The sequence below is a fragment of the Pseudomonas sp. NFACC10-1 genome, assembly GCF_900119195.1.
Lineage (GTDB): Bacteria > Pseudomonadota > Gammaproteobacteria > Pseudomonadales > Pseudomonadaceae > Aquipseudomonas > Aquipseudomonas cerasi.
Genome location: NZ_FPJB01000008.1, coordinates 192,525 through 216,964, shown reverse-complemented (window position 1 = coordinate 216,964; position 24,440 = coordinate 192,525). Strand labels below are relative to the sequence as shown.

At 59.9% G+C, this 24,440-nt stretch carries 21 protein-coding genes; 12 read left to right on the top strand and 9 right to left on the bottom strand.

The window, feature by feature from the left end; translation table 11 throughout:
* Positions 1–14 precede the first annotated feature (14 nt).
* On the top strand, positions 15–1,430 hold the full coding sequence (locus BT119_RS22015) for a lipid II flippase MurJ (protein ID WP_072366927.1): 1,416 nt from the start codon (positions 15–17) through the stop codon (positions 1,428–1,430).
* Here the strand turns inward: BT119_RS22015 and BT119_RS22010 are convergent.
* Positions 1,364–2,317 (bottom strand): LysR family transcriptional regulator, encoded by a 954-nt coding sequence (locus tag BT119_RS22010; protein ID WP_024662788.1) that lies wholly within the window; start codon positions 2,315–2,317, stop codon positions 1,364–1,366. The two genes, BT119_RS22015 and BT119_RS22010, sit on opposite strands and share 67 nt — an antisense overlap.
* Positions 2,318–2,445: 128 nt before the next feature.
* Here BT119_RS22010 and BT119_RS22005 point away from each other — a divergent pair, with 128 nt between their 5' ends.
* From BT119_RS22005 to BT119_RS21975, 6 genes are all read left to right on the top strand, one after another.
* Positions 2,446–3,606 (top strand): TDT family transporter, encoded by a 1,161-nt coding sequence (locus BT119_RS22005; protein ID WP_003370453.1) that lies wholly within the window; start codon positions 2,446–2,448, stop codon positions 3,604–3,606.
* 65 nt (positions 3,607–3,671) lie between these two features.
* Positions 3,672–4,604 carry a hypothetical protein gene (locus BT119_RS22000; protein ID WP_072366926.1) on the top strand — a complete coding sequence of 311 codons (933 nt, stop codon included), beginning with the start codon at positions 3,672–3,674 and terminating at the stop codon, positions 4,602–4,604.
* A gap of 68 nt (positions 4,605–4,672) precedes the next feature.
* On the top strand, positions 4,673–5,017 hold the full coding sequence (locus tag BT119_RS21995) for a DUF7693 family protein (protein ID WP_072366957.1): 345 nt from the start codon (positions 4,673–4,675) through the stop codon (positions 5,015–5,017).
* Positions 5,018–5,531: 514 nt separating this feature from the next.
* Positions 5,532–6,749 carry an aldose 1-epimerase family protein gene (locus BT119_RS21985; protein ID WP_003436312.1) on the top strand — a complete coding sequence of 406 codons (1,218 nt, stop codon included), beginning with the start codon at positions 5,532–5,534 and terminating at the stop codon, positions 6,747–6,749.
* Positions 6,750–6,913: 164 nt separating this feature from the next.
* A complete protein-coding gene (locus BT119_RS21980) occupies positions 6,914–7,591 on the top strand; it encodes a type 1 glutamine amidotransferase domain-containing protein (protein WP_003370448.1) in 678 nt (225 codons plus the stop codon).
* 127 nt (positions 7,592–7,718) lie between these two features.
* The gene (locus BT119_RS21975; RefSeq protein ID WP_002554136.1) at positions 7,719–7,868 is read left to right on the top strand and encodes a hypothetical protein; all 150 of its coding nucleotides are present in this window, start codon (positions 7,719–7,721) and stop codon (positions 7,866–7,868) included.
* 7 nt (positions 7,869–7,875) lie between these two features.
* Here the strand turns inward: BT119_RS21975 and BT119_RS21970 are convergent, their stop codons facing one another.
* The 3 genes from BT119_RS21970 to BT119_RS21960 form a co-directional block, all read right to left on the bottom strand.
* Entirely contained in the window at positions 7,876–8,811 is a 936-nt protein-coding gene (locus tag BT119_RS21970) for a LysR family transcriptional regulator (protein WP_072366956.1), read from the bottom strand.
* Between the two features lie 77 nt (positions 8,812–8,888).
* A complete protein-coding gene (locus BT119_RS21965; protein WP_072366923.1) occupies positions 8,889–10,106 on the bottom strand; it encodes a cyanate transporter in 1,218 nt (405 codons plus the stop codon).
* Between the two features lie 114 nt (positions 10,107–10,220).
* A complete protein-coding gene (locus BT119_RS21960) occupies positions 10,221–11,312 on the bottom strand; it encodes an MBL fold metallo-hydrolase (protein WP_072366922.1) in 1,092 nt (363 codons plus the stop codon).
* Between the two features lie 194 nt (positions 11,313–11,506).
* On the opposite strand from BT119_RS21960, the gene BT119_RS21955 reads away from it, so the two are divergent.
* Entirely contained in the window at positions 11,507–12,121 is a 615-nt protein-coding gene (locus BT119_RS21955) for a TetR/AcrR family transcriptional regulator (RefSeq protein WP_003370440.1), read from the top strand.
* Positions 12,122–12,147: 26 nt separating this feature from the next.
* Here BT119_RS21955 and fahA read toward each other — a convergent pair whose 3' ends face one another.
* The gene (gene fahA / locus BT119_RS21950) at positions 12,148–13,443 is read right to left on the bottom strand and encodes a fumarylacetoacetase (RefSeq protein WP_072366921.1); all 1,296 of its coding nucleotides are present in this window, start codon (positions 13,441–13,443) and stop codon (positions 12,148–12,150) included.
* Positions 13,443–14,747, bottom strand: coding sequence for a homogentisate 1,2-dioxygenase (gene hmgA / locus BT119_RS21945; protein WP_058416937.1), 1,305 nt, complete (start codon positions 14,745–14,747; stop codon positions 13,443–13,445). The genes fahA and hmgA overlap by 1 nt, the downstream gene beginning before the upstream one ends.
* 140 nt (positions 14,748–14,887) lie before the next feature.
* On the opposite strand from hmgA, the gene BT119_RS21940 reads away from it, so the two are divergent.
* The gene (locus BT119_RS21940; RefSeq protein WP_024662291.1) at positions 14,888–15,679 is read left to right on the top strand and encodes an IclR family transcriptional regulator; all 792 of its coding nucleotides are present in this window, start codon (positions 14,888–14,890) and stop codon (positions 15,677–15,679) included.
* 1 nt (position 15,680) lies between these two features.
* Here the strand turns inward: BT119_RS21940 and BT119_RS21935 are convergent, their stop codons facing one another.
* On the bottom strand, positions 15,681–17,252 hold the full coding sequence (locus BT119_RS21935; RefSeq protein WP_058397947.1) for a sensor domain-containing diguanylate cyclase: 1,572 nt from the start codon (positions 17,250–17,252) through the stop codon (positions 15,681–15,683).
* 356 nt (positions 17,253–17,608) lie between these two features.
* On the opposite strand from BT119_RS21935, the gene BT119_RS21930 reads away from it, so the two are divergent.
* Complete coding sequence (locus tag BT119_RS21930; protein WP_024662293.1) at positions 17,609–19,807, top strand: putative bifunctional diguanylate cyclase/phosphodiesterase; 2,199 nt, start codon at positions 17,609–17,611, stop codon at positions 19,805–19,807.
* A 60-nt stretch (positions 19,808–19,867) separates the two neighbouring features.
* On the opposite strand, the gene hppD is transcribed toward BT119_RS21930, so the two are convergent.
* Together hppD and maiA are read right to left on the bottom strand one after the other, a co-directional pair.
* The gene (gene hppD, locus BT119_RS21925) at positions 19,868–20,944 is read right to left on the bottom strand and encodes a 4-hydroxyphenylpyruvate dioxygenase (protein WP_003370421.1); all 1,077 of its coding nucleotides are present in this window, start codon (positions 20,942–20,944) and stop codon (positions 19,868–19,870) included.
* 142 nt (positions 20,945–21,086) lie between these two features.
* Positions 21,087–21,722, bottom strand: coding sequence for a maleylacetoacetate isomerase (maiA, locus tag BT119_RS21920; protein WP_003436293.1), 636 nt, complete (start codon positions 21,720–21,722; stop codon positions 21,087–21,089).
* Positions 21,723–21,879: 157 nt separating this feature from the next.
* On the opposite strand from maiA, the gene glcD reads away from it, so the two are divergent.
* Both glcD and glcE read left to right on the top strand, forming a co-directional pair.
* Positions 21,880–23,379, top strand: a complete 1,500-nt coding sequence (gene glcD, locus BT119_RS21915; RefSeq protein WP_058416935.1) for a glycolate oxidase subunit GlcD — start codon at positions 21,880–21,882, stop codon at positions 23,377–23,379.
* On the top strand, positions 23,379–24,437 hold the full coding sequence (glcE, locus tag BT119_RS21910) for a glycolate oxidase subunit GlcE (RefSeq protein WP_072366919.1): 1,059 nt from the start codon (positions 23,379–23,381) through the stop codon (positions 24,435–24,437). Before glcD ends, glcE begins: the two co-directional genes overlap by 1 nt.
* Positions 24,438–24,440 lie beyond the last annotated feature (3 nt).

Genomic DNA, 24,440 nt, shown 5'->3' with positions numbered 1-24,440 from the left:
CAGAAGCACAGACGATGCTGGGTTCGACACTTTGGCTGACACTGGCCACCCTTACCGGTCTGGCTGCCGGATTTGCCCGCGAATGGCTGCTGGTGGCGGCCTGGGGTGCCGGAGGTCAGAGCGACGCGTTTCTGGTTTCGATGTTCCTGCCCGAGGCGCTGCGCATGTCACTGGCCGCGGGCTTGCTCAGCGCCGCTGCCCTGCCCCTTTATCAGCAGCGCAGCGTTGAACGGCAACAGCGCTGGCTGGGAGGCATGGCACCGCGTCTGTTACTGACCGGGCTGGCAGTGAGCGTCGTTCTGCTGTTGAGCGCAGAGGGACTGGTGCGGCTGATCGGTCCGGGGCTGGACGCCGATGGCTACGCGCAGGCTGCCAGTGGCTTGCGCTGGCTGGCATGGTGCGCTCCGGGCTTCATGCTGCATGCGCTGTTTTGCGTACCGCTACAGGCTCGCTCGCGCTTCGTGCTGGCCGGGCTCGGCTCGCTGCTGTTCAACCTGCCGCCGGTCATTTACCTCGCCACGTTCAGCCATGCCTCGACATCGAGCGGGCTGGCCAGCGCGTGCGTACTGGGTAGCGTGCTGATGCCGGGTGTGCTGTTGCCCGCCTTGTATCGTTCGGGCTGGCGGCCCTGGCAGTGGCAATCGGAAGCGGGCGCAATGCGTGAGCTGTTACAGCGTATCGGCCCGCTGCTGAGCAGCAACCTGGCCAGCCAGGGGCTTGCCCTGCTGGAGCGCATGGTGGCTTCGCTGCTCGGCGAAGGCGCGGTGACCTGGGTCAACCTGGCGCGCAAACTGATCAACCTGCCGTTGATTGCCTTGATGAGCCTGAATCAGGTGCTGCTCGGCCTGATGAGCGGCAGTGCCGGCGATCAGCGCCTGTCGCTGCTCAAGCGCGGGCTGGGCAGCGCGACCTTGCTGACCTTGCCGGCAGTGGCCGGCCTGATCGGTGCAGCCGGGGCGCTGGTGGCCCTGCTGCTGCCCAACCAGACCCAGGGCGGGCCGCTGCCGGAACTGCTCGCCTGGTTTGCCGTGCCGCTGATGTTCGGTGCCTGGAATGCCTTGCTGGCGCGCTATGCCTACGCCGCTGGCGACACGCGCCTGCCGCTCAACTGCGAGCTAGTGGGCAGCCTGTGCAATGCACTGCTGCTCGGCGCACTGCCCTTTGCCTTCGGCCTGACCGGCATTGCCCTCGCCGCGCTGGGCGGCGCGCTGGTCACCGGCGTGCTGCTGATGCGTCGCCAGTCGTTGCTGCATGTCTTGCCGTGGCGCAGCCACTGGTTACTGGCCAGCCTGCTGATGGCTATCGCCGCCCTGTTGCTGCATCCATTGCACGACACCTGGCTGCAACTGGGCCTGAGCTGTGTTTACGGCGCGCTGCTGCTGGTCGGGCTGGCGTTGTGGCTCAAGCCATGGCGCAACGTGTCAGCCTGATCGGCAGCCTGGCGGCAGGCCTCCCTGAAGCGCTCCAGGCTCGGCGAGATGAACTTGTCGCGATGCCTGATCATGAAGAACCGGCGATTGAGCGGCGGCAACGGGCTGGCGAGCGTGCGCAACTGTCCGCTCGCCAGCAGGTCGGCGACCACACGACGGGACAGGCAACTGATGCCAATGCCTTGCGCGAGGGTGCGCATGATCGCTTCCGAACTGCCTACCTGACGCATGTCCTGCAGGTCATGCAAATGCCTGAGCAGCAAGTGTTCGACCTCTTCGCGCGTCCCCGAACCCTGCTCACGCAGCAGCCACTCCGCGCCCTGCAGTTCGCCCAGTGACACGTATTCCTGCCCGGCCAGCGGATGGGCGCAGCCGGCGACGATGACCATTTCATCGACCAGCCACGGCTCGGCGATCAACTCCGGCAGATGACAGGGTGCCTCGATGAGCCCCATGTCTATTTCAAACTGCGCAACCTTGCGCGCGATCAGCGCGCTGTTGCCGATGTCCACATCGATTCGCAGTTGAGGCGTCGAGCTGCGCAATGCTCCGACGATCTGTGGCACGACGTAATTGCCGATGGTGCTGCTACTGCCGATGCGCAGCCGAGCCTTCAACGCTGCGTCGGGCAATAGAAAGCTGTCCTCGATCTGCTGGGCGTTTTCCAGCATTTTCATGGCACGCGGCAGCAACGTCTGGCCGCTGTCATTCAGAACCAGGCGTTTGCCAACCCGGTCGAACAAACGCGTACCCAGCGCACTTTCAAGCTCGTTCAATGCCGCGCTAGTGGCTGATTGGGACAGTGCTAAAGCGCTGCCTGCGCTGGTGGTGCTGCCACAGCGGGTGATCGCGCAAAAAATCTGTAATTGCCGCAGGTTGATTCTCAAGGCCGTCTCTCTCGCCGGGTAGACCTACCTGAAAAACAGGTAACGATGAGAGAGATTACCCGTTTAGAAGATTGACTGTCGATCCGTAGACTGATGGCACATCCCGAAATCACCCGTAGGAGACTGCCATGAGCAGACTCGCAATCCTCATCAAGGGCAACGCCCCCTTCACAGCGCTGAACAGCCCGCTGGAGGCGATTCGGCAATTCACCCCCAACTGGTTCGCCGTGACCATGGGCACCGGCATTCTGTCGCTGGCGCTGGCGCAACTGCCGGGTAGCCCTGCCCCGCTGCGTGCGCTGGGCGAAGCGCTGTGGTTCCTGAACATCGCCCTGTTCACGCTGTTCAGCGTGATGTACGCCAGCCGCTGGTTGCTGTTTTTCGATGAGGCGCGTCAGGTCTTCGGGCACTCCACCGTGTCGATGTTCTTCGGCACCATTCCCATGGGCCTGGCCACCCTCATCAATGGCCTGCTGGTGTTCGGCCCGGCGCGCTGGGGCAGTGCCATTGTTCCGGTTGCCGAAGCCTTGTGGTGGCTGGACGTGGCGATGGCCCTGGCGTGTGGGGTGCTGATCCCTTTCATGATGTTCACCCGTCAGGAGCACAGCATCGAGAAGATGACTGCTGTCTGGCTGTTACCGGTGGTGGCGGCCGAAGTTGCAGCGGCCTGCGGGGGATCGCTGACAACGCATCTTGCGACCGCTGACTCGCAGTTCACCGTGCTGATCACCAGCTACGTACTCTGGGCCTACTCGGTGCCCGTGGCGTTGAGCATTCTGGTGATTCTGCTGTTGCGCCTGGCGTTGCACAAACTGCCCCACGAAAGCATGGCCGCCTCCAGCTGGCTGGCACTCGGGCCCATCGGTACAGGCGCACTGGGCATGCTGGTGATGGGCAGCGACGCCCCGGCCATCTTCGCCGCCCACGGCCTCGCATCCATCGGCACGGTAGCAGCAGGCATCGGTGTGGTGGTCGGTATGCTGTTCTGGGGGCTGGGTCTGTGGTGGATGGCGCTGGCCGTGCTGATTACGGCGCGCTACGTGAAACAGGGCATCGGCTTCAACCTGGGCTGGTGGGCGTTCACCTTCCCGCTCGGCGTGTATGCAGTGGCGACACTCAAACTCGGCGCTACCCTGCATCTGGGCTTCTTCGATGTGTTTGGCACGTGGCTCGTTGCGCTGCTGGCACTGATGTGGTCGGTCGTGGCGGTACGTACTCTGGCCGGCGCCTACCGGGGTTACCTGTTCGTCTCGCCCTGCATCGCAGCACAAGGGTGCGTCCGCCGGTAAGTTTCCTTGAACTTACCTCGGCGGCGAGGCGCCTGAGAGGAATATCTTCATGACAGAGAGCCTCCATGCCCAACTCAGCCTTTTCCGCCAGCCACTTTTCCGGCAACCACGCCGCTCGCGATGAAAACATCGTCATCAACTCCTACACCACCGTGCTGCGCAAGACGGGTGTTCCCCATGAACTGTTCGCGACCTACTGGCGCGACGTTCATGGCCCGCTGTGCGCCAGGCTTGAGGGCCTGGGCTGGTACGTTCAGCATCACCTGACGCGCGAAAAGGACGGCCACCTTTGGCCAGTCATCGAAGGCGTTAAGGCATTACCGGGCTACGTGCTGGATGGTGGTGTGGAGATCGGCTTTCTGTCCGCCGATGCGCAGAAACAATTCAAGGATGCCAGCGCCCTGCTGTTCTCCGACGAGCAGAATATGTTCGAAGAAACCATCGCCTACGACGTACCGGATGGCTCCAGCACCCTGGTGGATCGCCTGCCTGACCCGATCCCCAACGAAACCGCCACACTGGACAAGATGCATCTGCACTTTCATCTCGCCAGCGATGATCTGCCCGCAGCCCGCAAAGCCATTGAGCAGCTCGCCCGTGACATGGCCGGTTCCGAGGCTGTGCTGAAACTGCGCCTGCACCTTGCGCAACCCTACGATAACGCCAAGCCTGCGCCGCCTGCGCCGGACGTTAATCATGAGGTCGAAGAGTCGCGCCTGAATATCGTCATGATGGAGTTGGTGTTCGAATCGGCCTGGACGCGCAGAACCTATTACGCCAGCGAGCATTTCAAGACGATCACCCAAGGCATCAGCCAGCATGTTCGCTACATCACGCCGTTCGGTGTCAGCGGCGTCTACACCTACGTGCGCGATGCGCTGATGACCACTGCTGGCGTGCGTGGCAGCAGGCAGGCCGAACTGATCCGTCAGTTGGGTGCGATCAACCAGACCCGGCCCGAGATCGAAAGCCTGTTTGGTGCGCCGTCGACGTTTTGAAGCGTCTGCTTTAACCGGCACGATTCGGAATCGTGCTTTACTCAGCAAAATGGATTTGAGTGACGCCTGTGAAAGCTCTGACGACTCGTGAGGTGTATCAGCAACTGCGGGATGCTGCGATGGGTACTCGGTCGCTGAAGCTTATCGGCACATCCTCCGGCTTCGGGCTGCAACAGGTCGAGATTGACGGCTGGTTGCTGACGCTGGAAGTCACCGAGGGCAGCCCGACCCGCTGTCGGGTATGTCGCTGTCCGCTGGGTCGGGAAGGCTCGTTTGAAAGCTGGCTGCGCACTGATCCGGTGAGTTTGCTCAGCGGTTGGGAGCATGCGCAGATCGAGCGGTTGCTGGGTGAGGCGGCAGCCGAGCGGCTTGGGCTCGATCAGGTTCGGGGGCAGTCACCTGAATCTCGATGAACGGTGATTAACGTGCCTGGCTATACTCGGCGAGGCACCTCTCGTTCCTCATCGTCCGCGCTCATCGTTATACACAAATCTGCTTTTGATGCTGGCCGGAGGCCGTGGGAGCAAACTTGTTCACGAAGGGGGCTGTGGTATCAGGTGGATTCAGGTTCGACTCGGATTCTCGTTCCTCACGCTCCGCCTGGGAATGCAGTTCGTGACGCTCTGCGTCACACAGCAGTTTTTCTTTGTCAGGCGGATTGAGGTTCGACTCAGGTCACCTTTTCGCCCCTCGGCGACTCACTTTGAGGGACCAACGTGAGCAACGTCCCCGCTCCTGCTTGCGGCCCGATTTCGTTGGGTTCCTTCGCCCTGTCACTGACGTCGCACTCTGCGTCGTCAGTGCCATCGTGGTTAAAAGCGCTTTGCCTGGACTCTGCCCATTGCTGAATCGTTTAACTCGGCGTTAAATAGCTGTTCAGACGGTATGCAACACCATAATTCCAATAATTACAGAAGGACCATCACCATGAAATCCCTTCCTCTGCTCGTAGGCCTCGGCGCTCTTACAGCCGCTTCCAGTGTGTTTGCCTGGGATTATGTGCTGCTCGACACCGACAAGGCTGCGCAGAATCAGCAGATCACCAGTCAGCAGCTGGGCGTGAAGACCGACAAGCCGTTCACTGTCACGATGCGTACGCTGCATGGCGGTCGTCAGGAAGGCGTGAGCATTATCGATATCGATAATGGCACGATGAAGCTGTCAGTCGTCCCGACCCGTGGCATGAACGTGCTGCAGGCATCAGTCGGCGATGTGCGCATGGGCTGGGATTCTCCGGTCAAGGACGTGGTCAATCCGGCCTTCATCGAGCTCAATGGCCGCGGCGGCCTGGGCTGGCTGGAAGGTTTCAACGAGTTAGTGACCCGCTGCGGCTATGAGTGGGTGGGCCACCCGGGCATGGACAACGGCGAGCTGCTGACCCTGCACGGCCGTGCGGCCAACATTCCGGCGAGCAAGGTGACACTGCAGATCGACGAAAAACCGCCCTACGCGATCCGTCTCAAGGGTGAATTGAAGGAGCAGGCGTTCAAGAAGGTCGACTTCTCGGTGCAGACCGAACTGGTCACCGAGCCAGGCAGCACGAGCTTTTCGCTCAACGATACGCTGACCAACAATGGCGACTATCCGAAAGAATACCAGGCGCTGTACCACAGCAACTTCAGCACGCCGTTCCTCGAACAGGGGGCGCGTTTCGAAGCGCCGGTCAAGCAGGTCTCGCCGTTCAATGAAAAAGCCAAGGGTGACCTGGGCGACTGGCAGACCTACCGCGCACCGACGCCGGATTACGACGAGACGGTCTACAACATCGTGCCCTACGGCGATGCCAAGGGTGACACGCTGACCGTGCTGCACAACAAGGCTGGCAGCCTGGGCGTGTCGGTCGGTTTCAATACCAAGCAGTTGCCGGTGTTCTCGCTGTGGAAAAACACCGACACCAAAGGCCAGGGCTACGTCACCGGACTGGAACCGGGGACCAGCTTCTCCTACAACCGCCGCTTCCAGCGCCCGCTGAATCTGGTGCCAACCATTGCGCCGAAAGAGCAACGCCAGTTCCAGATCAGCTACAGTCTGCTGGCTGACAAAGGTGCTGTCGACAAAGCCCTTGGGCAGGTCAAGCACATTCAGGACGGTCGCGAGACCGAAGTGCGCAAAGAACCGCTGGTGGATCTGACCAAGGAGCAATGATCCTCATCCGACGTTTTTAAACGCAGCGGTGAAACAGGGCCGGATGTCGACGCACGTCATTGTGTCGACATCCGCCCCTGCTCGTTCCGGTGGTAAAAAATTCTCACACACTTGAGGTTTTTGCCTGTCTACACCCTCTCACCCCTTCGAAGACGAGCATGCACATGAAAATCCTGATGGTTTTGACATCCCATGACCAACTGGGCGACACCGGCAAGAAAACCGGTTTCTGGCTCGAAGAGTTCGTCGCGCCGTATTACGCGTTCAAAGAGGCCGGCGCCGACGTTACGCTGGTCTCTCCGAAAGGCGGTCAACCACCGCTGGACCCGAAAAGCGATGAGCCTGACGCTCAGACCGACGACACCAAGCGCTTCTCCAAAGATGCCGATGCGCAAAAAGCGCTCGCCAATACCGGCCTTCTGTCTGGCGTCAATGCGGCCGATTTCGATGCCGTGTTCTACCCGGGCGGTCACGGCCCGCTGTGGGACCTGGCTGAAGACAAGGACTCCATCGCGCTGATCGAGGCCTTTGCCAAGGCAGACAAGCCACACGGGATGGTCTGCCACGCACCTGGCGTATTGCGTCACGTAAAAGCGCCGGACGGTCAGCCACTGGTCAAGGACCGCCGTGTCACAGGCTTCACCAACAGTGAAGAAGAAGCGGTCGGCCTGACCAATGTCGTGCCTTTTCTGGTCGAAGACACGCTCAAGCAACTGGGCGGTGACTATTCCAAGGGCGACGACTGGGGCGTCTACGTGCTGACCGATGGCAAGCTGGTGACTGGCCAGAACCCGGCCAGCTCTGCGCAGGCGGCCAAAGACTTGATCACTCTGTTGAGCTGATTGATGTGCGCGGTTCAGCGTCCGACGCTAACAGCACCGGGCAATGAACCGCGCGTCATTTAAATCGAATCTTGCACCCGCCACACTGACCAATAACCACACCCCCCCTACAAAAAGGAATACGGTCATGGCAGATGAATCCAAACGCGAAGACCTCGATCACAAACCGGAAAACGCCGGCAAGGTGGGCGAGAAGAACAAACAGCTCAATCAGCAGGGCGAACAGGCCCGACCTGCCACCTCACCCGACCCGCAGAAAGACAAGTCAGGCAACTGACAACCCGTCAGAGCAAGCCGCGTTCGGCACACACCTTCACGACTTGTTCACGCAGCCAGCCGCTGGCTTCGTCTCGATCCGCCTGGGCGCTCCACAGCATGTCCAGGCTGAAGCCAGACAGGTCAGGTGGCAGTTCGAATACGGAAATCCACGGTTCATTACCCAGCAGCGTCTGAATACGCCGTGGCAGAACCAGCATGAAATCGGTGCCTTCCAGCAATTGCAAGGCCGCCCGATAGCTGTTGGCCCGCGCGACAATGTTGCGCTCCAGACCCTGTCGCTGCAGCCAGCCATCCACCATGTTGGTGTCGGACGTCCACGGCGTCGGGTAGACATGACGATGCTGGACGAAGGTTTGAATGTCGATCAGGGCGCTGAGCGGCGCGAACCTGGAGTCCATGACGCAAACCAGATCATCCTCCATCAACACCTGCGAAATCAGACTGTCCGGGACTCGGTGAAAGCCAGGCCCGAAGCACAGGGCGAGGTCAAAACGACCGTCGTTCAACTGCTCGGCAGGCAACTGCTTCTCAAGTTTTTGCACATTGACCGTCACCGAGAAACCAGCGGCAGCGAAGTCACGCATCAAATGCGGCAATACCAGCAGCTCGAAATACTCCGGCGCACAGACCGTGAAGGTCGTTTGTGTGCGAGTCGGGTCGAACAGATCCAGGCCGTCATGGCACAGATTGACCGAGCGGAGAATCTGCTGCACATGGTCGTGCATGGCCAATGCCTTGCGGGTCGGGCGCATGCCGTTGCGGGTGCAGATGAAAAGGTCGTCCTCGAAGTTCGCCCGCAGCTTTTTCAGGCAGTAACTGACCGTCGACTGGCTGACATGCAACGCTTCCGCGACCAGGGTCAGGTTGCGCTGCTCATACACCGAGACAAAGACCATCAGGTCCTGCATGTCCAGCTTTCTCAGAGCATTACTGTTAAGCATCAAGGTATCTCGCTGGCGCTGTGACCAGGCGGTCAGGTCAACGCGCACAAGATAGCATCAAAATGCGATCATGCCGCCTATCTGCCAGTGATGACAGGTTCGTCGAGTGCGTCGCGCAGATGATCAGCATAACGCCGGGGGTCGAGTCGCACCACCATCAACAGCATGACCGCGACCAACGCCATCAGTGAACACCATGCACCCGCAAAGCTGCCCGTCAGGTCACGAATCACTCCGGCAAGCAGCGGCGACAGGCTGGCGATCAGATAACCCACGCCCTGCACGAATGCCGTCAGGCTGCCCGCCTGCTGTGGCTCATCGAAATGATCCATGGACACGATCAGGCTCATCGGAAAAAGACCGCCAATCCCCAATCCCAGCAGGCATGCCCACAGCAGTCCCAACTGCTGCGGCATCAGAATCAGCCCGGCAAAGCCGGTCATCATCAACAGCAGCAGCACAACCAGCGCCACGCGCTTATCGCGACTGCGGTTGGCCAGCACCGGCACCAGCAGACCCGATACGACCTCCATCAGGGTCAGAAAACCCAGCAGCAGCCCTGCACTCTGCTCACTCCAGCCGTTCTCCAAATAATACGGGGCCAGCCAGGCCAACACGCAGGTATAGGACGCAGTGCCAAGGCCGAAGAAAACCCCCAGCATCCAGGTCCGAGGCGTGTGGAAGAAAGTCTGCCGGAGCCCTGCAGTGGTTGACGCATCGGAGCGCAATACGCGCCGCTGGGCAAACCAGAAGCACATTGCCAAAAGAGCCAGTAGTGACCAGACCGCCAGGCCGAAGCGCCAACTGCCACTACTACCCATCACCACGGGGCTGAATGAAGCGGCCAGCGCGGCCCCGCCCATGATCGCAGTCACATACAAGCCCATGCACAAAGAGACGTTGGCTTTGAAGCGCGATTTGATCAACGCGGGCATCAGCGCCTGAATCAAGGCAATACCCAGCCCCGCCAACACAGCGCTGAAAATCAGTTCGGCAGCAGAATCCAGAAACAGACGCGCCAGGGTTGCCAGACCGATAAGCGCCAGTGAAAGCATGATGCTGCGATACGACCCCAGGTAGCGAGCGATGCCCATGCCGAAAAACATTGCCAGTCCCATGGCCATGACCGGCAGCATGGTCAGCAACGACGCCGTCCCGAAACCCAGTGGGACGTCCAGCCGAATCGCCATCAACAATGGACCGACAGCGGCCATCGACGGACGCAAGTTGAGCGCCACCAGTATGACACTGATCATTAACCCCATATTCTGAACCACCGAGCCACGCATCTGCATACCTTCACCCTCCCTGTCGAGGGTCACGATTAGGCCGGGCGTGTGCTCAGGTGACAAATCAAAATCTGGGCCCTGCTATTTAAAAAATCAGTTCATCGTTACCAGAGTTGGTTTTCAGGCGTTCTGACGACGGCAGTTGCAGGGTTCTGCGCCCTCCGTCTGTGCGGTTTCAGACTCAACCACCTCATCCACGCCCAACCACCAGGTCAGACCCCGACACGGGTACTGCACATAAAACGGCTGGCCCATCATCGGCGTGGTGATCAAGACATTCTGCTCCCAGGCCAGGGCCAGAATGCGATCGAACGGCTCGTGCCAGGCATGCATCGACAGGTCGAAGGTGCCGTTGTGGATCGGCAGCAACCAGCGACCGCGCAGGTCCAGATGCGCCTGCAGCGTCTGCTCGGGCTGCATGTGCACATCAGGCCACTCGACGTTGTAGGCGCCGGTTTCCATCAGGGTCAGGTCAAACGGCCCATATTGATCGCCGATGGTCTTGAAGCCATCGAAGTAACCGCTGTCGCCACTGAAGAAAATCCGCTGATCGCCATCGATCATCACCCAGGACGCCCACAGCGTGCGGTTGCTGTCGAGCAGCGTACGCCCCGAGAAATGCTGCGAAGGCGTGGCGACGAACTCGATGCCCGCCACTTCGGTGGACTGCCACCAGTCCAGCTGACGCACCTTGTGCGCAGGCACGCCCCATTCGATCAACGTATCACCCACGCCAAGCGGTGCCAGAAAGTGCTCGGTCTTGTCGGTCAGCGCCTTGATAGCCATACGATCCAGGTGGTCGTAATGGTTGTGCGAAAGAATCACCGCCTTGATCGGCGGCAACTCTTCGAGGCTGATCGGCGGCTGATGAAAGCGCTGCGGGCCCGCCCACTGCACGGGCGAGGCACGTTCGGCAAACACGGGGTCGGTAAGCCAGAACTGATCGCGCAGTTTGAGCAGAACGGTCGAATGCCCCAGGCGATACACCGTGTTGTTCGGTGCCGCCAGCAATTGCTGACGCGACAGCGGCTGTACCGGAATTTCGCCTGCCGGGCGTGTGTCCTTGGGTTTGTTGAACGCCTGATCCCAGAAAATACCGAGCGTGCGAAGCAGACTCGACGGCTTCATGGTGGCGTGATTGCGGTATCTCCCTTCGTGACGGGACAAGACAGGCAGTGTAGAAGAGTCCTTTTTCTGATGTGTCGAGGCCATGGTTCGCTGACTCCTGGGGGCAGGTTGAGGCTCCAGCCGTGCATACTTCGTACGTGATCCTGTTGCAGGATGTCCGAGGGAAAATATGTAACAGTGTTTTACACTACACGGTGTAGTTTTAAGCTTGCATGATCCTCGGCGACAAGTAAACTGCTGAGTGTAATTTTCTCTAAACGCACGTTTGAAGCGAACCTATGACCGAACCCATGCGCCTCACCGATCAGAAACGCGAATCCATCGTCCAGGCGGCTATCGCCGAATTCGGCGATCGTGGCTTCGAGATCACCAGCATGGACCGGATCGCCGCGCGGGCCGAGGTTTCCAAACGTACGGTGTATAACCACTTCCCCAGCAAGGAAGAACTGTTCGCCGAGATGCTGCAGCGCCTCTGGAGCTGCGCCCCACCGCAGGCCGAAGTGGTTTTTCATCCGCAGATCGGCTTGCGCGAGCAGTTACGGGAATTGCTCTGGGGCAAGATGCGCAACCTGACCAACAGCCATTTTCTCGACCTGGCCCGCGTGGTGGTCGGCGCGACCATTCACTCCCCCGAGCGGGCTCAGGTGTGGATGGCGCGTATCAATGAGCGAGAAGAAACCTTCAGTGCCTGGATTCGCGCCGCGCAGAAAGACGGCCGTCTGAAACCGGTCGACCCGGCCTTTGCCGCGACGCAGATGCATGCATTGCTCAAGTCGTTCGCGTTCTGGCCGCAGGTAACGTTCAGTGCGGCCTTGCTTACCCCCGAGGAGCAGCACACGGTGGTCGAATCGACGCTGGACATGTTTCTTGGCTGGTACGAAATAACCCGCTGACGTTGCAGGAGCCGAGCACGGTATTCTCAGTCGAGCACAACGCCCCGGCACTCACCAAAGCCAATCGAGGCATACCCGTCGCGATGACAACGGGCACGCAGAATCACCTCGTCGCCACTTTGCAGGAACATCCGTACTTCGCCGTTGGGTAGGGTCACCGGTTGTTTGCCGCCAGCGGTCATCTCCAGCAGGCTGCCGTACTGACCTTCTCCGGGACCGGACAACGTACCGGTGCCGAGCAGGTCACCCGGCTGCAACCTGCAGCCGTTGACGCTGTGATGCGCGACCATCTGCGCCACTGTCCAGTACATGTTCAGCGAGTTGCTCAGACCCAGCCGGTGAGGCGCCAGCCCGTCGGCTTTCATCCGTGCAGTCAGCAGCAGCACTTCCAGCTCGATATCCAGCGCCCCACCCTGCTGATCGTGGTCATCCAGCAGATAGGCCAACGGTTGCGGATCGCCGTCCGGACGCGGCGGTTGGGCGCGACGAAACGGTTCAAGGGCTTCGGCAGTCACCACCCAGGGCGAAATCGTGGTGGCGAAGCTCTTCGACAGAAATGGCCCCAGTGGCTGGTATTCCCATGCCTGTATGTCACGCGCCGACCAGTCGTTGAGCAGGCAGAACCCGGCAATGTGCTCGGCGGCCCGATCGATCCCGATGGCCTCGCCCTGGACATTTCCCGGCCCGATCCAGACCCCTAGTTCCAGTTCGTAATCGAGGCGTTGGCAGGGACCGAAAACGGGCGACTCCTGACCTGCCGCCAGGGTTTGTCCGCTGGGGCGCCGCACAGCCGTACCCGAGGGACACAAGGTCGACGCTCTGCCGTGATAGCCGATCGGCACGTATTTGTAGTTGGGCAGCAGCGGGTTGTCCGGGCGGAACAGCTTGCCGACATTCAGCGCATGATGAATACCGACGTAGAAGTCCGAGTAATCACCTACCCGAGCGGGCATGTGCAACGTGCACTCGCTCATCGGCAGCAACAAACCGGCCATACCCTGCAGCCTGTCGCGCTGCGGGCTGTCTTCATCGAGCAACTGCAACAAGGCGGTGCGCAATGCCTGACGCGCTGCGGCACCCAGCGCAAGAAAATCATTGAGCTGGTCGCGGCTGGCAACGTCGGCAACGTCGGCGGCCTGTCCCTGAAACACCCCGGATTCTGTTGCCACGTGCAGATCGAAAATCCTGTTGCCTATCGCCACCCCGCCACGTGGGCCGGTCTGGCCGTGACTGAACACGCCCAATGGCAGGTTCTGCAGAGGGAAATCGGCATGCCCGTTGGCAGATTCGACCCAGCTACGACGCTTGAACGCGGTATTCATCAGCGTGGCTCCCTGGTAAACGTTCTGGCCATGTCCTTCCAGCAGGCATCGTAATCGGTTTGCAGTTGCGGGCAGTCGAGCGCGTGACGACTGGGGCGCAAGACCTTGCCGGTCTCGAACATGAAGGCCATGGTGTTGTCGATCCTGTGCGGTTTCAGCTCGGCGGCAATAGCCTTTTCGGCGGTGACATTATCGGGGCCGTGCGCGCTCATGCAGTTGTGCAGCGAAGCGCCACCGGGCATGAAGCCTTCGGCCTTGGCATCGTACGCGCCGTCGATCAGGCCCATGAACTCGTTCATCAGGTTTCGGTGGAACCACGGCGGGCGGAAGGTGTTTTCCGCCACCATCCAGCGCGGCGGAAAGATCACGAAATCGATATTGGCCTGGCCGTGAATAGCCCCCGGTGAGGTCAGCACGGTGAAAATCGACGGGTCCGGATGATCGTAGCTGACCGTACCGAGGGTGTTGAAACGCCGCAGATCGTACTTGTAGGGAACGTTATTGCCGTGCCAGCCCACCACGTCAAACGGTGAGTGCTCCAGTTGCGTCGACCACAGCTCACCGAGGAACTTCTGCACCAGTTGCATTGGCTGGCGACTGTCTTCGAACCAGGCGACCGGGGTCAGAAAATCACGTGCGTTGGCCAGCCCGTTGCTGCCGATCGGACCCAGTTCCGGGAGGCGCAGGGCGCAGCCGTGATTCTCGCAGAGGTATCCGCGGGCGCTGCTATCGAGCAGGTGCACGCTGAACTTCAAACCTCGCGGCAGGACGGCGATTTCGAGGGGTTCGATGTCCAGCAGGCCCAATTCGGTGACGACTCTGAGCCGGCCCTGCTGGGGCACCACCAGCCATTCGCCATCCGCGCTAAAGAAAGCTCGCTGCATGGAGATGTTGGCGGTGTACAGGTAAACGCTGACGCCCTCGGCCTGCTCCGCCGCCGAGGTGCTGGCGAGAGGGATGAGGCCGTCGATGAAATCGGTCGGCTCTGTCGGGATATCGAAGGCATTCCAGCGCAACCGGTTGGGGTTGATCGGCCCCTGCTCCCGACCGGCGATCTGCAGATCCATGCGCTGGTAACGCGGATGGGCTGCCGATGGGCTGATCCGATACAGCCAGGTACGTCGGGCTTCGCTGCGCGCAACCGTGAAAGCGGTGCCCGAGAACTGCTCGGCATACAGGCCCAGCGGATGCTTCTGCGGCGAGTTCTGACCAATCGGCAAGGCACCAGGCAGCGCCTCGCTGCTGAACTGGTTGCCAAAGCCCGACTGATAAAGCAGTGCGTCGGAACTGGAGTGGATAGCCATCTGGACCTCTTGTTATTGTGGGGTCGGACACAGACACGAGGAAATATAATTTAACGTAAACAGATTACGCATAACGTAATTTGAGTTTGCCAGCCGGTCAAGCTATAAAGCTGCCTTTCCCGATCGGCGCACAGCATCCCATGACCCAGCAAACCGAAAGCCCCGCAGGCGGACGCCAGCAGAAGGTCCAGGCCGCCGAAGTCGGGCTGGGCGTGCTCAAGGCGCTCGCCGAACTCTCCCCTGCCACGTCTTTGTCGAGACTGGCCGAACACCTGGGCATGCCCGCCAGCAAGGTCCATCGTTATCTGCAGGCGCTGATTGCCAGTGGCTTTGCTGAACAGGATGCCGTCAACAATCACTATGGGCTGGGACGCGAGGCGTTGCAGGTAGGGCTGGCCTCGCTCGGCAAGCTGGATGTCCTGAAGGTATCCGCCCCCTGGCTGGCTGGCCTGCGCGACGAGTTGAATCAGACCTGTTTTCTGGCGGTATGGGGCAACAAGGGGCCGACCGTGGTGTATGTCGAGCCCTCGATGGGTGCGGTGACGCTGGTCACGCAGATCGGCTCGGTGCTGCCGCTGCTTGGCTCGTCCACCGGCCTGGTGTTCGACAGCTTTCTGAACGGGCGCGAAACCGCTGCGCTTCGCGAGCAGGAAGTGCCGTTGCTGAGCACCGGCCAGCTGCGTGAGGTCGAGCAGCATGTCGAGCAGATTCGTACCACCGGCGTGCACCAGATTCAGGGCCTGCTGATGCCGGGTATCAATGCAGCCTCGTCACCGCTGTTCGCCATGGGTGACAAGCTGGTGGGGGTGATCACCGTGGTCGGGCCGGGATCGATGTTGAACGACGAGACGCAGAATCTGGCGGCCAGGCGGCTTTTGCAAACGGCGCAGGCCATCAGCGAGCGTATGGGCGGTAGCCGTCCGTCAGACTGACTCAGGAAGAGGCGGTTGATACCCTGGCGAAATGGCTCGCTCCATGCCAGCCGTGAATCAGCCGACCTTCGACGCGGTTACGCCCTTTGGTTTTGGCCAGGTAAAGCAGCCGATCCGCTTCCGCCAACGCGGCGGTATGTCCATCCTTCTCTGCTGCGTTGATCGACACCACGCCCGAACTGATGGTCAGTTTGCCCAGCGGGCTGGCCGAGTGATCTATACGAGTGTTTTCAACGGATGATCTGATTTTTTCCGCGATCTTCAGCGCCCCCGCCAGGTCGGTTTCAGGCAGCAGAATGACAAACTCCTCGCCGCCGTAACGTGCCGCGATATCCCCAGCCCGGTCAAGACTGTTGCCTATGAGCCCAGCCACTTGCTTCAGGCAGTCGTCTCCCTGCAGATGACCGTAGGTGTCGTTGTATTGTTTGAACCAGTCAATATCCAGCAGAATGATCGCGATAGTTGCAGTATTCCGGCTCGCCCGCCCCCACTCCTGCTGCAAGGCCGCATCGAAGCAGCGTCGATTGGCCAGGTGCGTGAGGCTGTCCGTGTGAGCGATGATCTCCAGCTCGTTCCTGGCGATGTTCAGTTCACCTTCCGCATTGATCAACTGCTGGATTTGCCGGTACAGCAGGACGCCAAGCAAAACCAGCGCAAGGATAATGATGCCGGTGATGGTCATGGACCGGTGTGCATAGGCCCACCAGGGCGCGAACACATGCTGACAGGAGACGCCTGCAGCGGCGACGATCGGCAACCCGGACACCCGCCGATAGGCGTAGATCCTTTCCACCCCGTCCACCACGGAGTTGATCACCGCCGTGCCGCTGTCGCTGTAGGGCAGATAGCGAGTGAAGATATCGCCCTTGGCGACATTGGTGGTCATCAGTGCGGTTAAGGTAGGCCGCCGTGCCAGCAGGTCACCATTGCTCAGAGCGAGAAAGATTACCCCCTTGTCGTCTACATCCATGCGCTGGAAAAACGCCTGGAAATAAGCCACCGGTACGGTGGCCAGTGCAACGCCAGCAAAACTGCCATCCGCAGCATTGATACGCCGACTGACCGGGATGACCATATCCCCGGTATTACGGCTTTCTACGATAGACCCTACATGAATGGACGGGTCAGGGTTATCGCGATGGTAAATGAAGTAATCGCGGTCTTCGTTGTTCCTGGTGTGCACGCCATTGGCAAAGGAATTGGCGACCCAGTTGCCCTGAGCATCGTAGATGAACAGCCCCTGAAGCCCTTTGACGTTTATCAGGTCTTGAGCCATCAGCCTGGTCAAGCGGCTTTGCTGCTGGCCTGCGACCCCGTCCTGTTCCACACGCTCGACAAGGTCACGCAGCGTATTGTCAGCCTGTTGCAGGGTGTCCTGAGCCTGCTGCTCAGCGGCAAGCACGATATTGGACACCGCAATCCTGGCGGTGGCCGCGCGCTCGAGCTTCGACTGGTTCATCTGCCAGACGGTAGCCAGGGTCAGCGATAGACAGACCAGGGCAATGAAGCCGATCAACGCTTTGCTGAGCGCCGAAGGTGTAAGCCTCGTCGAAATAAAGGAAAGCCGTTTCATAGGGTTGTCATCAAATTGGCAGTGAACCCCGCCATGCAGTTTCCATACCTTAGCGCCACTCACCCGAACACGTTGTTACACCGAGGTCACGCGGGGCTTAGTTGAATGAATGCCCCGCAGGCTAGTTGCTCAAGAAGTCATTACAGGTATTCGGTTTTTTGACGATACAGCTTCTAAGCTGCTAGAGACAGCTACCGATACACTACTGTGAGAGGTGCTGCAATGTATCGAACTTTGCTTTTCCGGCATGGCGCAAGCGCGTGTTGGCAGGGTGTTTTCACCGATGCCGGCACAGCGGCATTGTACATCGATCGCTTCGCGTTTCAGGCGCGATCAGCTTATAGCGATGACCTCAAATGAGTACTTACCCAGTCGGCGATGACGACGAAGAGCGTATTCGGATTTTGAATGCTTTTTCGTTGATGGATACCCCACCTGAGCATGAATACGATCAGATCGTGCAAATGGCATCGCGGATTTTCGACGCGCCCATTGTTCTGATTTCTCTGGTTCATCGCGACCGGCAATTCTTCAAGGCGCGCGTTGGCCTCGATGTCTGCGAAACGGGCCGCGACGTCTCATTCTGTAATTTTGCGCTGATGGGCCGTAACGTTTTTCTGGTGCCTGATGCATTGCAGGATGAGAGGTTCAGCTCAAACGCTCTGGTGATAGGCGCTCCCTATATTCGCTTTTATGCCGGGGCGCCACTGATAACCCCCAGCGGTCATGTGCTGGGCAGCCTGTGCCTGATCGACAATAAACCTCGGGAGACCTTCTCTGAGCGAGACCAACTGATTCTTCAGGACTTGGCGGTCATGGTCATCGAAAGAATGGAATTGCGTCGGCTCGAGCTCGAGAATGAAGACAGCCACGCCCGCTTCATGAATATCACCTCGACCTCACCCGACGCGATCATCTGCTCGGACAGCAAAAACCGGATCATCTCATGGAACAATTCGGCCGAGCTCATTTTCGGGCATCGATCCGAGGACGCCATGGGAAAGCCTCTCGATATCATTATTCCGCCCGAAATGCGCTCCAGACATCATGCAGGTCTGTCGAGGGTGTCTGCAGGCGGCCCGGCCTCCATTATCGGAAAATCCATCAACCTGACGGCCATCCATCGCGACGGTCATACAATCCCCATCGAGCTCTCGCTCTCACAATGGACGTATGCCGGCGAGCCACAATTCGGAGCGATCATTCGTGACATCACCCAGCGTGTCGAGGCGGACAAATTACTCAAGCATGCGGCTGAATACGATCATCTGACCGGCCTTGCCAACCGATCGACGCTCAAAAGGCGGATCAAGGAAGCGTGCGGCGCACAGCTTTCGGCGGCCATCCTGCTGATCGACCTGGACGGCTTCAAGGACGTCAACGACACGCTGGGCCACGCTGCGGGGGATTTTGTGCTCCAGGTGACCTCTCTTCGTCTTCGCGAAAACGTCCCGGCCAGCCATATGGTCGCGCGTCTGGGCGGCGATGAGTTTGTCGTGTTCCTGTCAGACACGGCAGACCCTGACAACGCGACCAGGCTGGGCCTGGAGCTCATCGCGGTCATCGAGGAACCGATTGAGTTTGAAGACAATTCAATCTACATCGGCGCCAGCATCGGCGTCTCCGTAAGGTCCGGCTGCGACTACGACGAGGAGCAAATGCTCGGCAATGCGGATCTGGCGCTCTACCAGGCCAAGTCTGACGGACGTTCCCTTGTTCGCACCTTCACCTCCGAGCATCGACAGACCGCGTCAAGAAGAGGCGCGCTCAGCTCATCGATGCGTCAGGCGTGGGCCAACAAAGAGTTCGAGCTGTACTATCAGCCTCAGGTACGCCTTGCGGACGGTCGTATTACCGGAGCCGAAGCCCTTATTCGCTGGAACCATCCGACACTGGGTGTGGTGTCCCCGGCGGTTTTTCTACCTGCACTGGAAGCAGGTCTTCTTGCGGTGCCGGTGGGCGAATGGATCCTGCGTTCAGCCTGTGAGCAGGCAGCGCAATGGAGAAATACCGGCTGTGACGAATTCCGCATCGGAGTCAACCTGTTCGCCGCGCAGTTTCGCATGCGTGACTTTGCGGAAATGGTTGAAAGTGCGCTTGAAGACTTTTCCTTGCCAGCACACGCTCTCGAGCTGGAGATCACGGAAAACATCATCCTGCGAAACGAACAGCGCATCATGGAACCGCTGCGCCACCTTCGCTCATTGGGAGTGGGCATTGCATTCGACGATTTCGGTACCGGCTATGCGTCCCTGAGCCTGCTGAAAGACTATCCGGTGACACGGCTGAAAATCGACCGCTCATTCGTAAGTGGCGTTGAGCGCAGCAAAAAAGACGAAGTTATCATCGAGGCCGTTATCAGGCTGGCGAACGGCTTCAATCTCCAGGTCACGGCAGAAGGCATAGAGACCCGCGAGCAGGAAAGTCTGATGCGTCATTATGTGTGCGACGAGGGTCAGGGCTATCTGTATGGTCGTCCCATGCCGGCGCATGAATTTACCGAGCGTTATGTCTCGTCTCACAATCGGCAGGCTGACGTGCTCAAGCACAAATGACTCAGAACGAGCCTGAGCAGGCTCGTCTGATCGCGCAAGGCGGGCACTTCCGGTTATCGCTCAATCCGGCGTCAGTACACCACGCTGGATCTGGTCGCGTTCGATGGATTCGAACAGCGCCTTGAAGTTGCCTTCGCCAAACCCGTCGTCGCCCTTGCGCTGAATGAATTCGAAAAACACCGGGCCCATCAGCGTGGCGGAGAATATCTGCAACAGCAAGCGACGCTCGCCCCCTTCGGAAGAGCCATCGAGCAGAATGCCGCGTGACTTGAGCTCGGCCTCCGGCTCACCGTGATCGGGCAGGCGGCCTTGCAGCATCTCGTAGTAGGTGTCCGGTGGCGCAGTCATGAAGCGCATGCCGGTTGCTTTCAGCGCGTCCCAGGTCTTGATCAGGTCATCGGTAAAGAACGCTACATGCTGGATGCCTTCGCCATTGAACTGCATCAGGAACTCTTCAATCTGCCCCGCCCCCTTGGACGACTCTTCGTTGAGCGGAATGCGGATCATGCCGTCCGGGGCGGTCATGGCTTTGGAGGTCAGGCCGGTGTATTCGCCCTTGATGTCGAAGTAACGCAGCTCGCGAAAATTGAACAGCTTTTCATAGAAACCGGCCCAATACGCCATGCGCCCGCGGTACACGTTGTGGGTCAGGTGATCGATGAATTTCAGACCGGCACCGACCGGGTGGCGATCGACGCCTTCGATGAAATTGAAATCAATATCGTAAATCGACGTGCCCTCGCCGAAGCGATCAATCAGGTATAACGGCGCGCCACCGATGCCCTTGATCGCGGGCAGGCGCAACTCCATGGGCCCGGTAGCGATTTCCAGCGGTTGTGCACCCAGTTCGAGTGCCCGGTTATAAGCCTTCTGCGCATCTTTCACGCGGAACGCCATGCCGCATACCGAAGGACCATGCTCGGCGGCAAAGTACGATGCCAGGCTGTGCGGCTCGTTGTTGAGGATCAGGTTGATCGCGCCCTGACGAAACAGGGACACGTCCTTGGAGCGGTGCGTTGCGACTTTGGTGAAGCCCATCATCTGAAACACGGGCTCAAGGCTGTTGGGCGTCGGTGACGCGAACTCGATGAATTCAAAGCCCATCAGGCCCATTGGATTTTCGTAAAGATCAGCCATGACTGGCTCCTTGCAGGAAAGTGAGAGTGGGTAACCCTGGCAATCACTGTCCTGCGGGCGGCGCACACGGAATCCCTCGCACGCTGCGTGCGAGAAAATCACCGAATATCAGTTGCAGACCAAGAATCTTCATGAAGGCAGCCTACTCCGGCTTGTCCGATTGTGCATCAGGATGTGCCTGCTGAAAGGCCGGGTGCTGCATGGCCAGATGCTCGACCCGCTGAATACGCGCAAATGCAGTCAGGTCAACGTGGTAACGATGGGCTGCGTACAACTGCGGTAACAGGTAAATATCCGCGAGGCCGGGGCTCGAGCCAAAACAGAAACCCTGCTCCCCGATCAACTGCTCGACGGCCTGCAAGCCTTGGCCGATCCAATGCCTGGTCCAGGCCACGACAGCGGCCTCGTCGTGACCAAGCGTGCGCAACCGGTCAAGCGCCGAAACGTTGTGCAAGGGCTGGATGTCACAGCCGATAAGCGCCGCCACGGCACGCTGTCGAGCTCGCATCACGGCCTCCTGCGCCAGTAACGCAGGTTGCGGATAACGCTCCTCCAGGTATTCGATGATCGCCAGTGACTGAGTGATGACCACTCCATCGTCCAGCCGCAGCGCAGGCACCCTGCCCTGCGGGTTCAAGTCCGTGTAATCAGGTTTGTTTTGCTCGCCGCCCTCAAGCGCCAGGTTGACCGGAACCGCCGTGTAATCCAGCCCCTTGAGGGCCAGCGCAATACGCACACGGTAACTGGAGGTCGAGCGGTAATAAGTGAATAGGTCCACGGGAGTCGCCTGCCTGACGCATGGGTGCGTGTTTTTATTTTCGTAACCGCATTACGTAATGCGTAAATTGCGTGATCAGACCTTCGCTGTCAACTCAAGCTTCGTAGCGAATGAGCTAGGATGCATTAACCCGATAAAAACAACCCAGGGTGGCTTGATGAATATCCTTTACGACGAACGCATCGATGGCGTGCTGCCCGCCGTCGACAAGCAACAACTGTTGCAGGCGCTGCAACAGCAGTTGCCCGACCTGGACATCCTGCATCGGCCCGAAGAACTGCGGCCTTACGAGTGCGACGGATTGTCGGCCTATCGCAGCACACCGATGCTGGTGGCATTACCGCGGCATGTGGAAGAAGTACAGACGCTGCTCAGGCTGTGCCACGCACGTCGCGTACCGGTGGTCGCTCGTGGGGCGGGCACCGGGCTGTCGGGTGGCGCGCTGCCGCTGGAAAAAGGCGTGCTGCTGGTCATGGCACGCTTCAATCAGATCCTCGATATCGACCCTTCGGCGCGCCTGGCGCGGGTTCAGCCCGGCGTGCGCAATCTGGCCATTTCTCAGGCGGCAGCGCCCCACGGCCTGTATTACGCGCCGGACCCATCCTCGCAAATTGCATGCTCCATCGGCGGCAATGTGGCGGAAAATGCCGGCGGCGTGCATTGCCTCAAGTACGGACTGACCGTGCATAACCTGCTCAAGGTCGAGATCCTGACCGTGGAAGGCGAGCCGATGACACTGGGCAGCGACACGCTGGACTCGCCGGGCTTCGACCTGCTGGCACTGTTCACCGGCTCCGAAGGCATGCTCGGCGTCATTACCGAAGTCACGGTCAAGCTGCTACCCAGACCGCAAGTGGCCAAGGTGCTGCTGGCGGCGTTCGATTCAGTGGAAAAGGCCGGACGCGCGGTGGCCGATATCATCGCCGCGGGCATTATCCCCGGCGGACTTGAGATGATGGACAATCTGGCGATTCGTGCCGCCGAGGATTTCATTCACGCAGGTTACCCGGTCGATGCCGAAGCCATTCTGCTCTGTGAACTGGACGGCGTCGAAGCCGACGTGCACGCCGATTGCGAACGGGTCAGCGAGGTATTGACACTGGCGGGCGCTACCGAAGTGCGCCAGGCGAAGGATGAAGCCGAGCGGGTCCGCTTCTGGGCCGGGCGCAAGAACGCTTTCCCGGCCGTGGGTCGCCTGTCGCCGGATTACTACTGCATGGACGGGACCATCCCGCGCCGTGAGTTGCCGGGAGTGTTGCGCAGCATCAGGGAGCTATCCGAGCAATACGGCTTGCGCGTCGCCAACGTGTTTCATGCGGGTGACGGCAACATGCATCCGCTGATCCTGTTCGATGCCAATCAACCGGGTGAGCTGGAGCGCGCCGAGGCACTGGGCGGCAAAATCCTCGAGCTGTGCGTCAAGGTCGGCGGCAGCATTACTGGCGAGCACGGTGTCGGTCGCGAGAAGATCAATCAGATGTGTGCCCAGTTCAATAGCGACGAGCTGACCTTCTTCCATGCCATCAAGGCGGCATTCGACGCCAGCGGTCTGCTCAACCCTGGCAAGAACATCCCGACGCTGCATCGCTGCGCGGAATTTGGCGCCATGCACATACATGCCGGGCAATTGCCGTTCCCCGACCTGGAGCGCTTCTGATGAGCACGATGGACAACGACGTCAGCCAGGCACTGCTCCAGCGGGTCGATCAGGCGCTCCGCGATAACCGGCCGTTACGTATTCAGGGCGGCAACAGCAAGGCTTCTCTCGGTCGTGAAACGGCTGGCGAAATACTCGATACCCGCGAGCACCGAGGCATCGTCAGTTATGACCCGACAGAACTGGTGATCACTGCGCGCGCCGGTACGCCATTGAACGAGCTGATACAGACGCTGGATGCCGCAGGCCAGATGCTGCCTTGCGAACCGCCCGACTTCGGCGCGGCAACGCTCGGCGGCATGGTCGCTGCGGGGCTCTCGGGACCGCGCCGTCCGTGGAGTGGGTCGGTGCGTGATTTCGTGCTGGGCACACGGATCATCACCGGTCTTGGCAAACACCTACGTTTCGGCGGAGAAGTCATGAAGAACGTTGCAGGTTATGACGTTTCACGCCTGATGGCAGGCAGTTTCGGCTGCCTGGGGCTGCTGACCGAGGTGTCGCTCAAGGTGCTGCCCAAACCACGTCTGTGCAGCAGTATCGCACTGGAAATGGACAGCACGCTGGCCTTGGCGCGCCTTGCCGAGTGGGGTCAGCAACCGATACCGATCAGCGCGGCCAGCCATGATGGCCACGTACTGCGTCTGCGCCTGGAAGGCGGTGAAGGTTCAGTGGCCGCAGCCCGGGACCGGCTCGGCGGCGAGCTGCTCGATGCCGCGTACTGGCAACAGTTGAATGCGCACCGCCTGCCCTTCTTCGATGACCCTCGGCCGCTGTGGCGGCTCTGTGTACCTGCTGACAGCCGCCTGCCGGATCTGCCGGGCGAGCAGTTGATCGACTGGGGTGGCGCGCAACGCTGGCTCAAGTCGGATGCTGACGGACAAACCATTAGAGCGATCACTATGGGGGTTAGCGGCCATGCGACCTGCTACAGCCAGGGCGTCGTCGACAGCCCGTTTGAACCGTTGGCCGCACCTGTGCTGCGCTACCATCAGGCACTCAAGACCCGACTCGACCCGCAGGGGATTTTCAACCCCGGCCGACTGTACGCGGAGCTTTGAAAC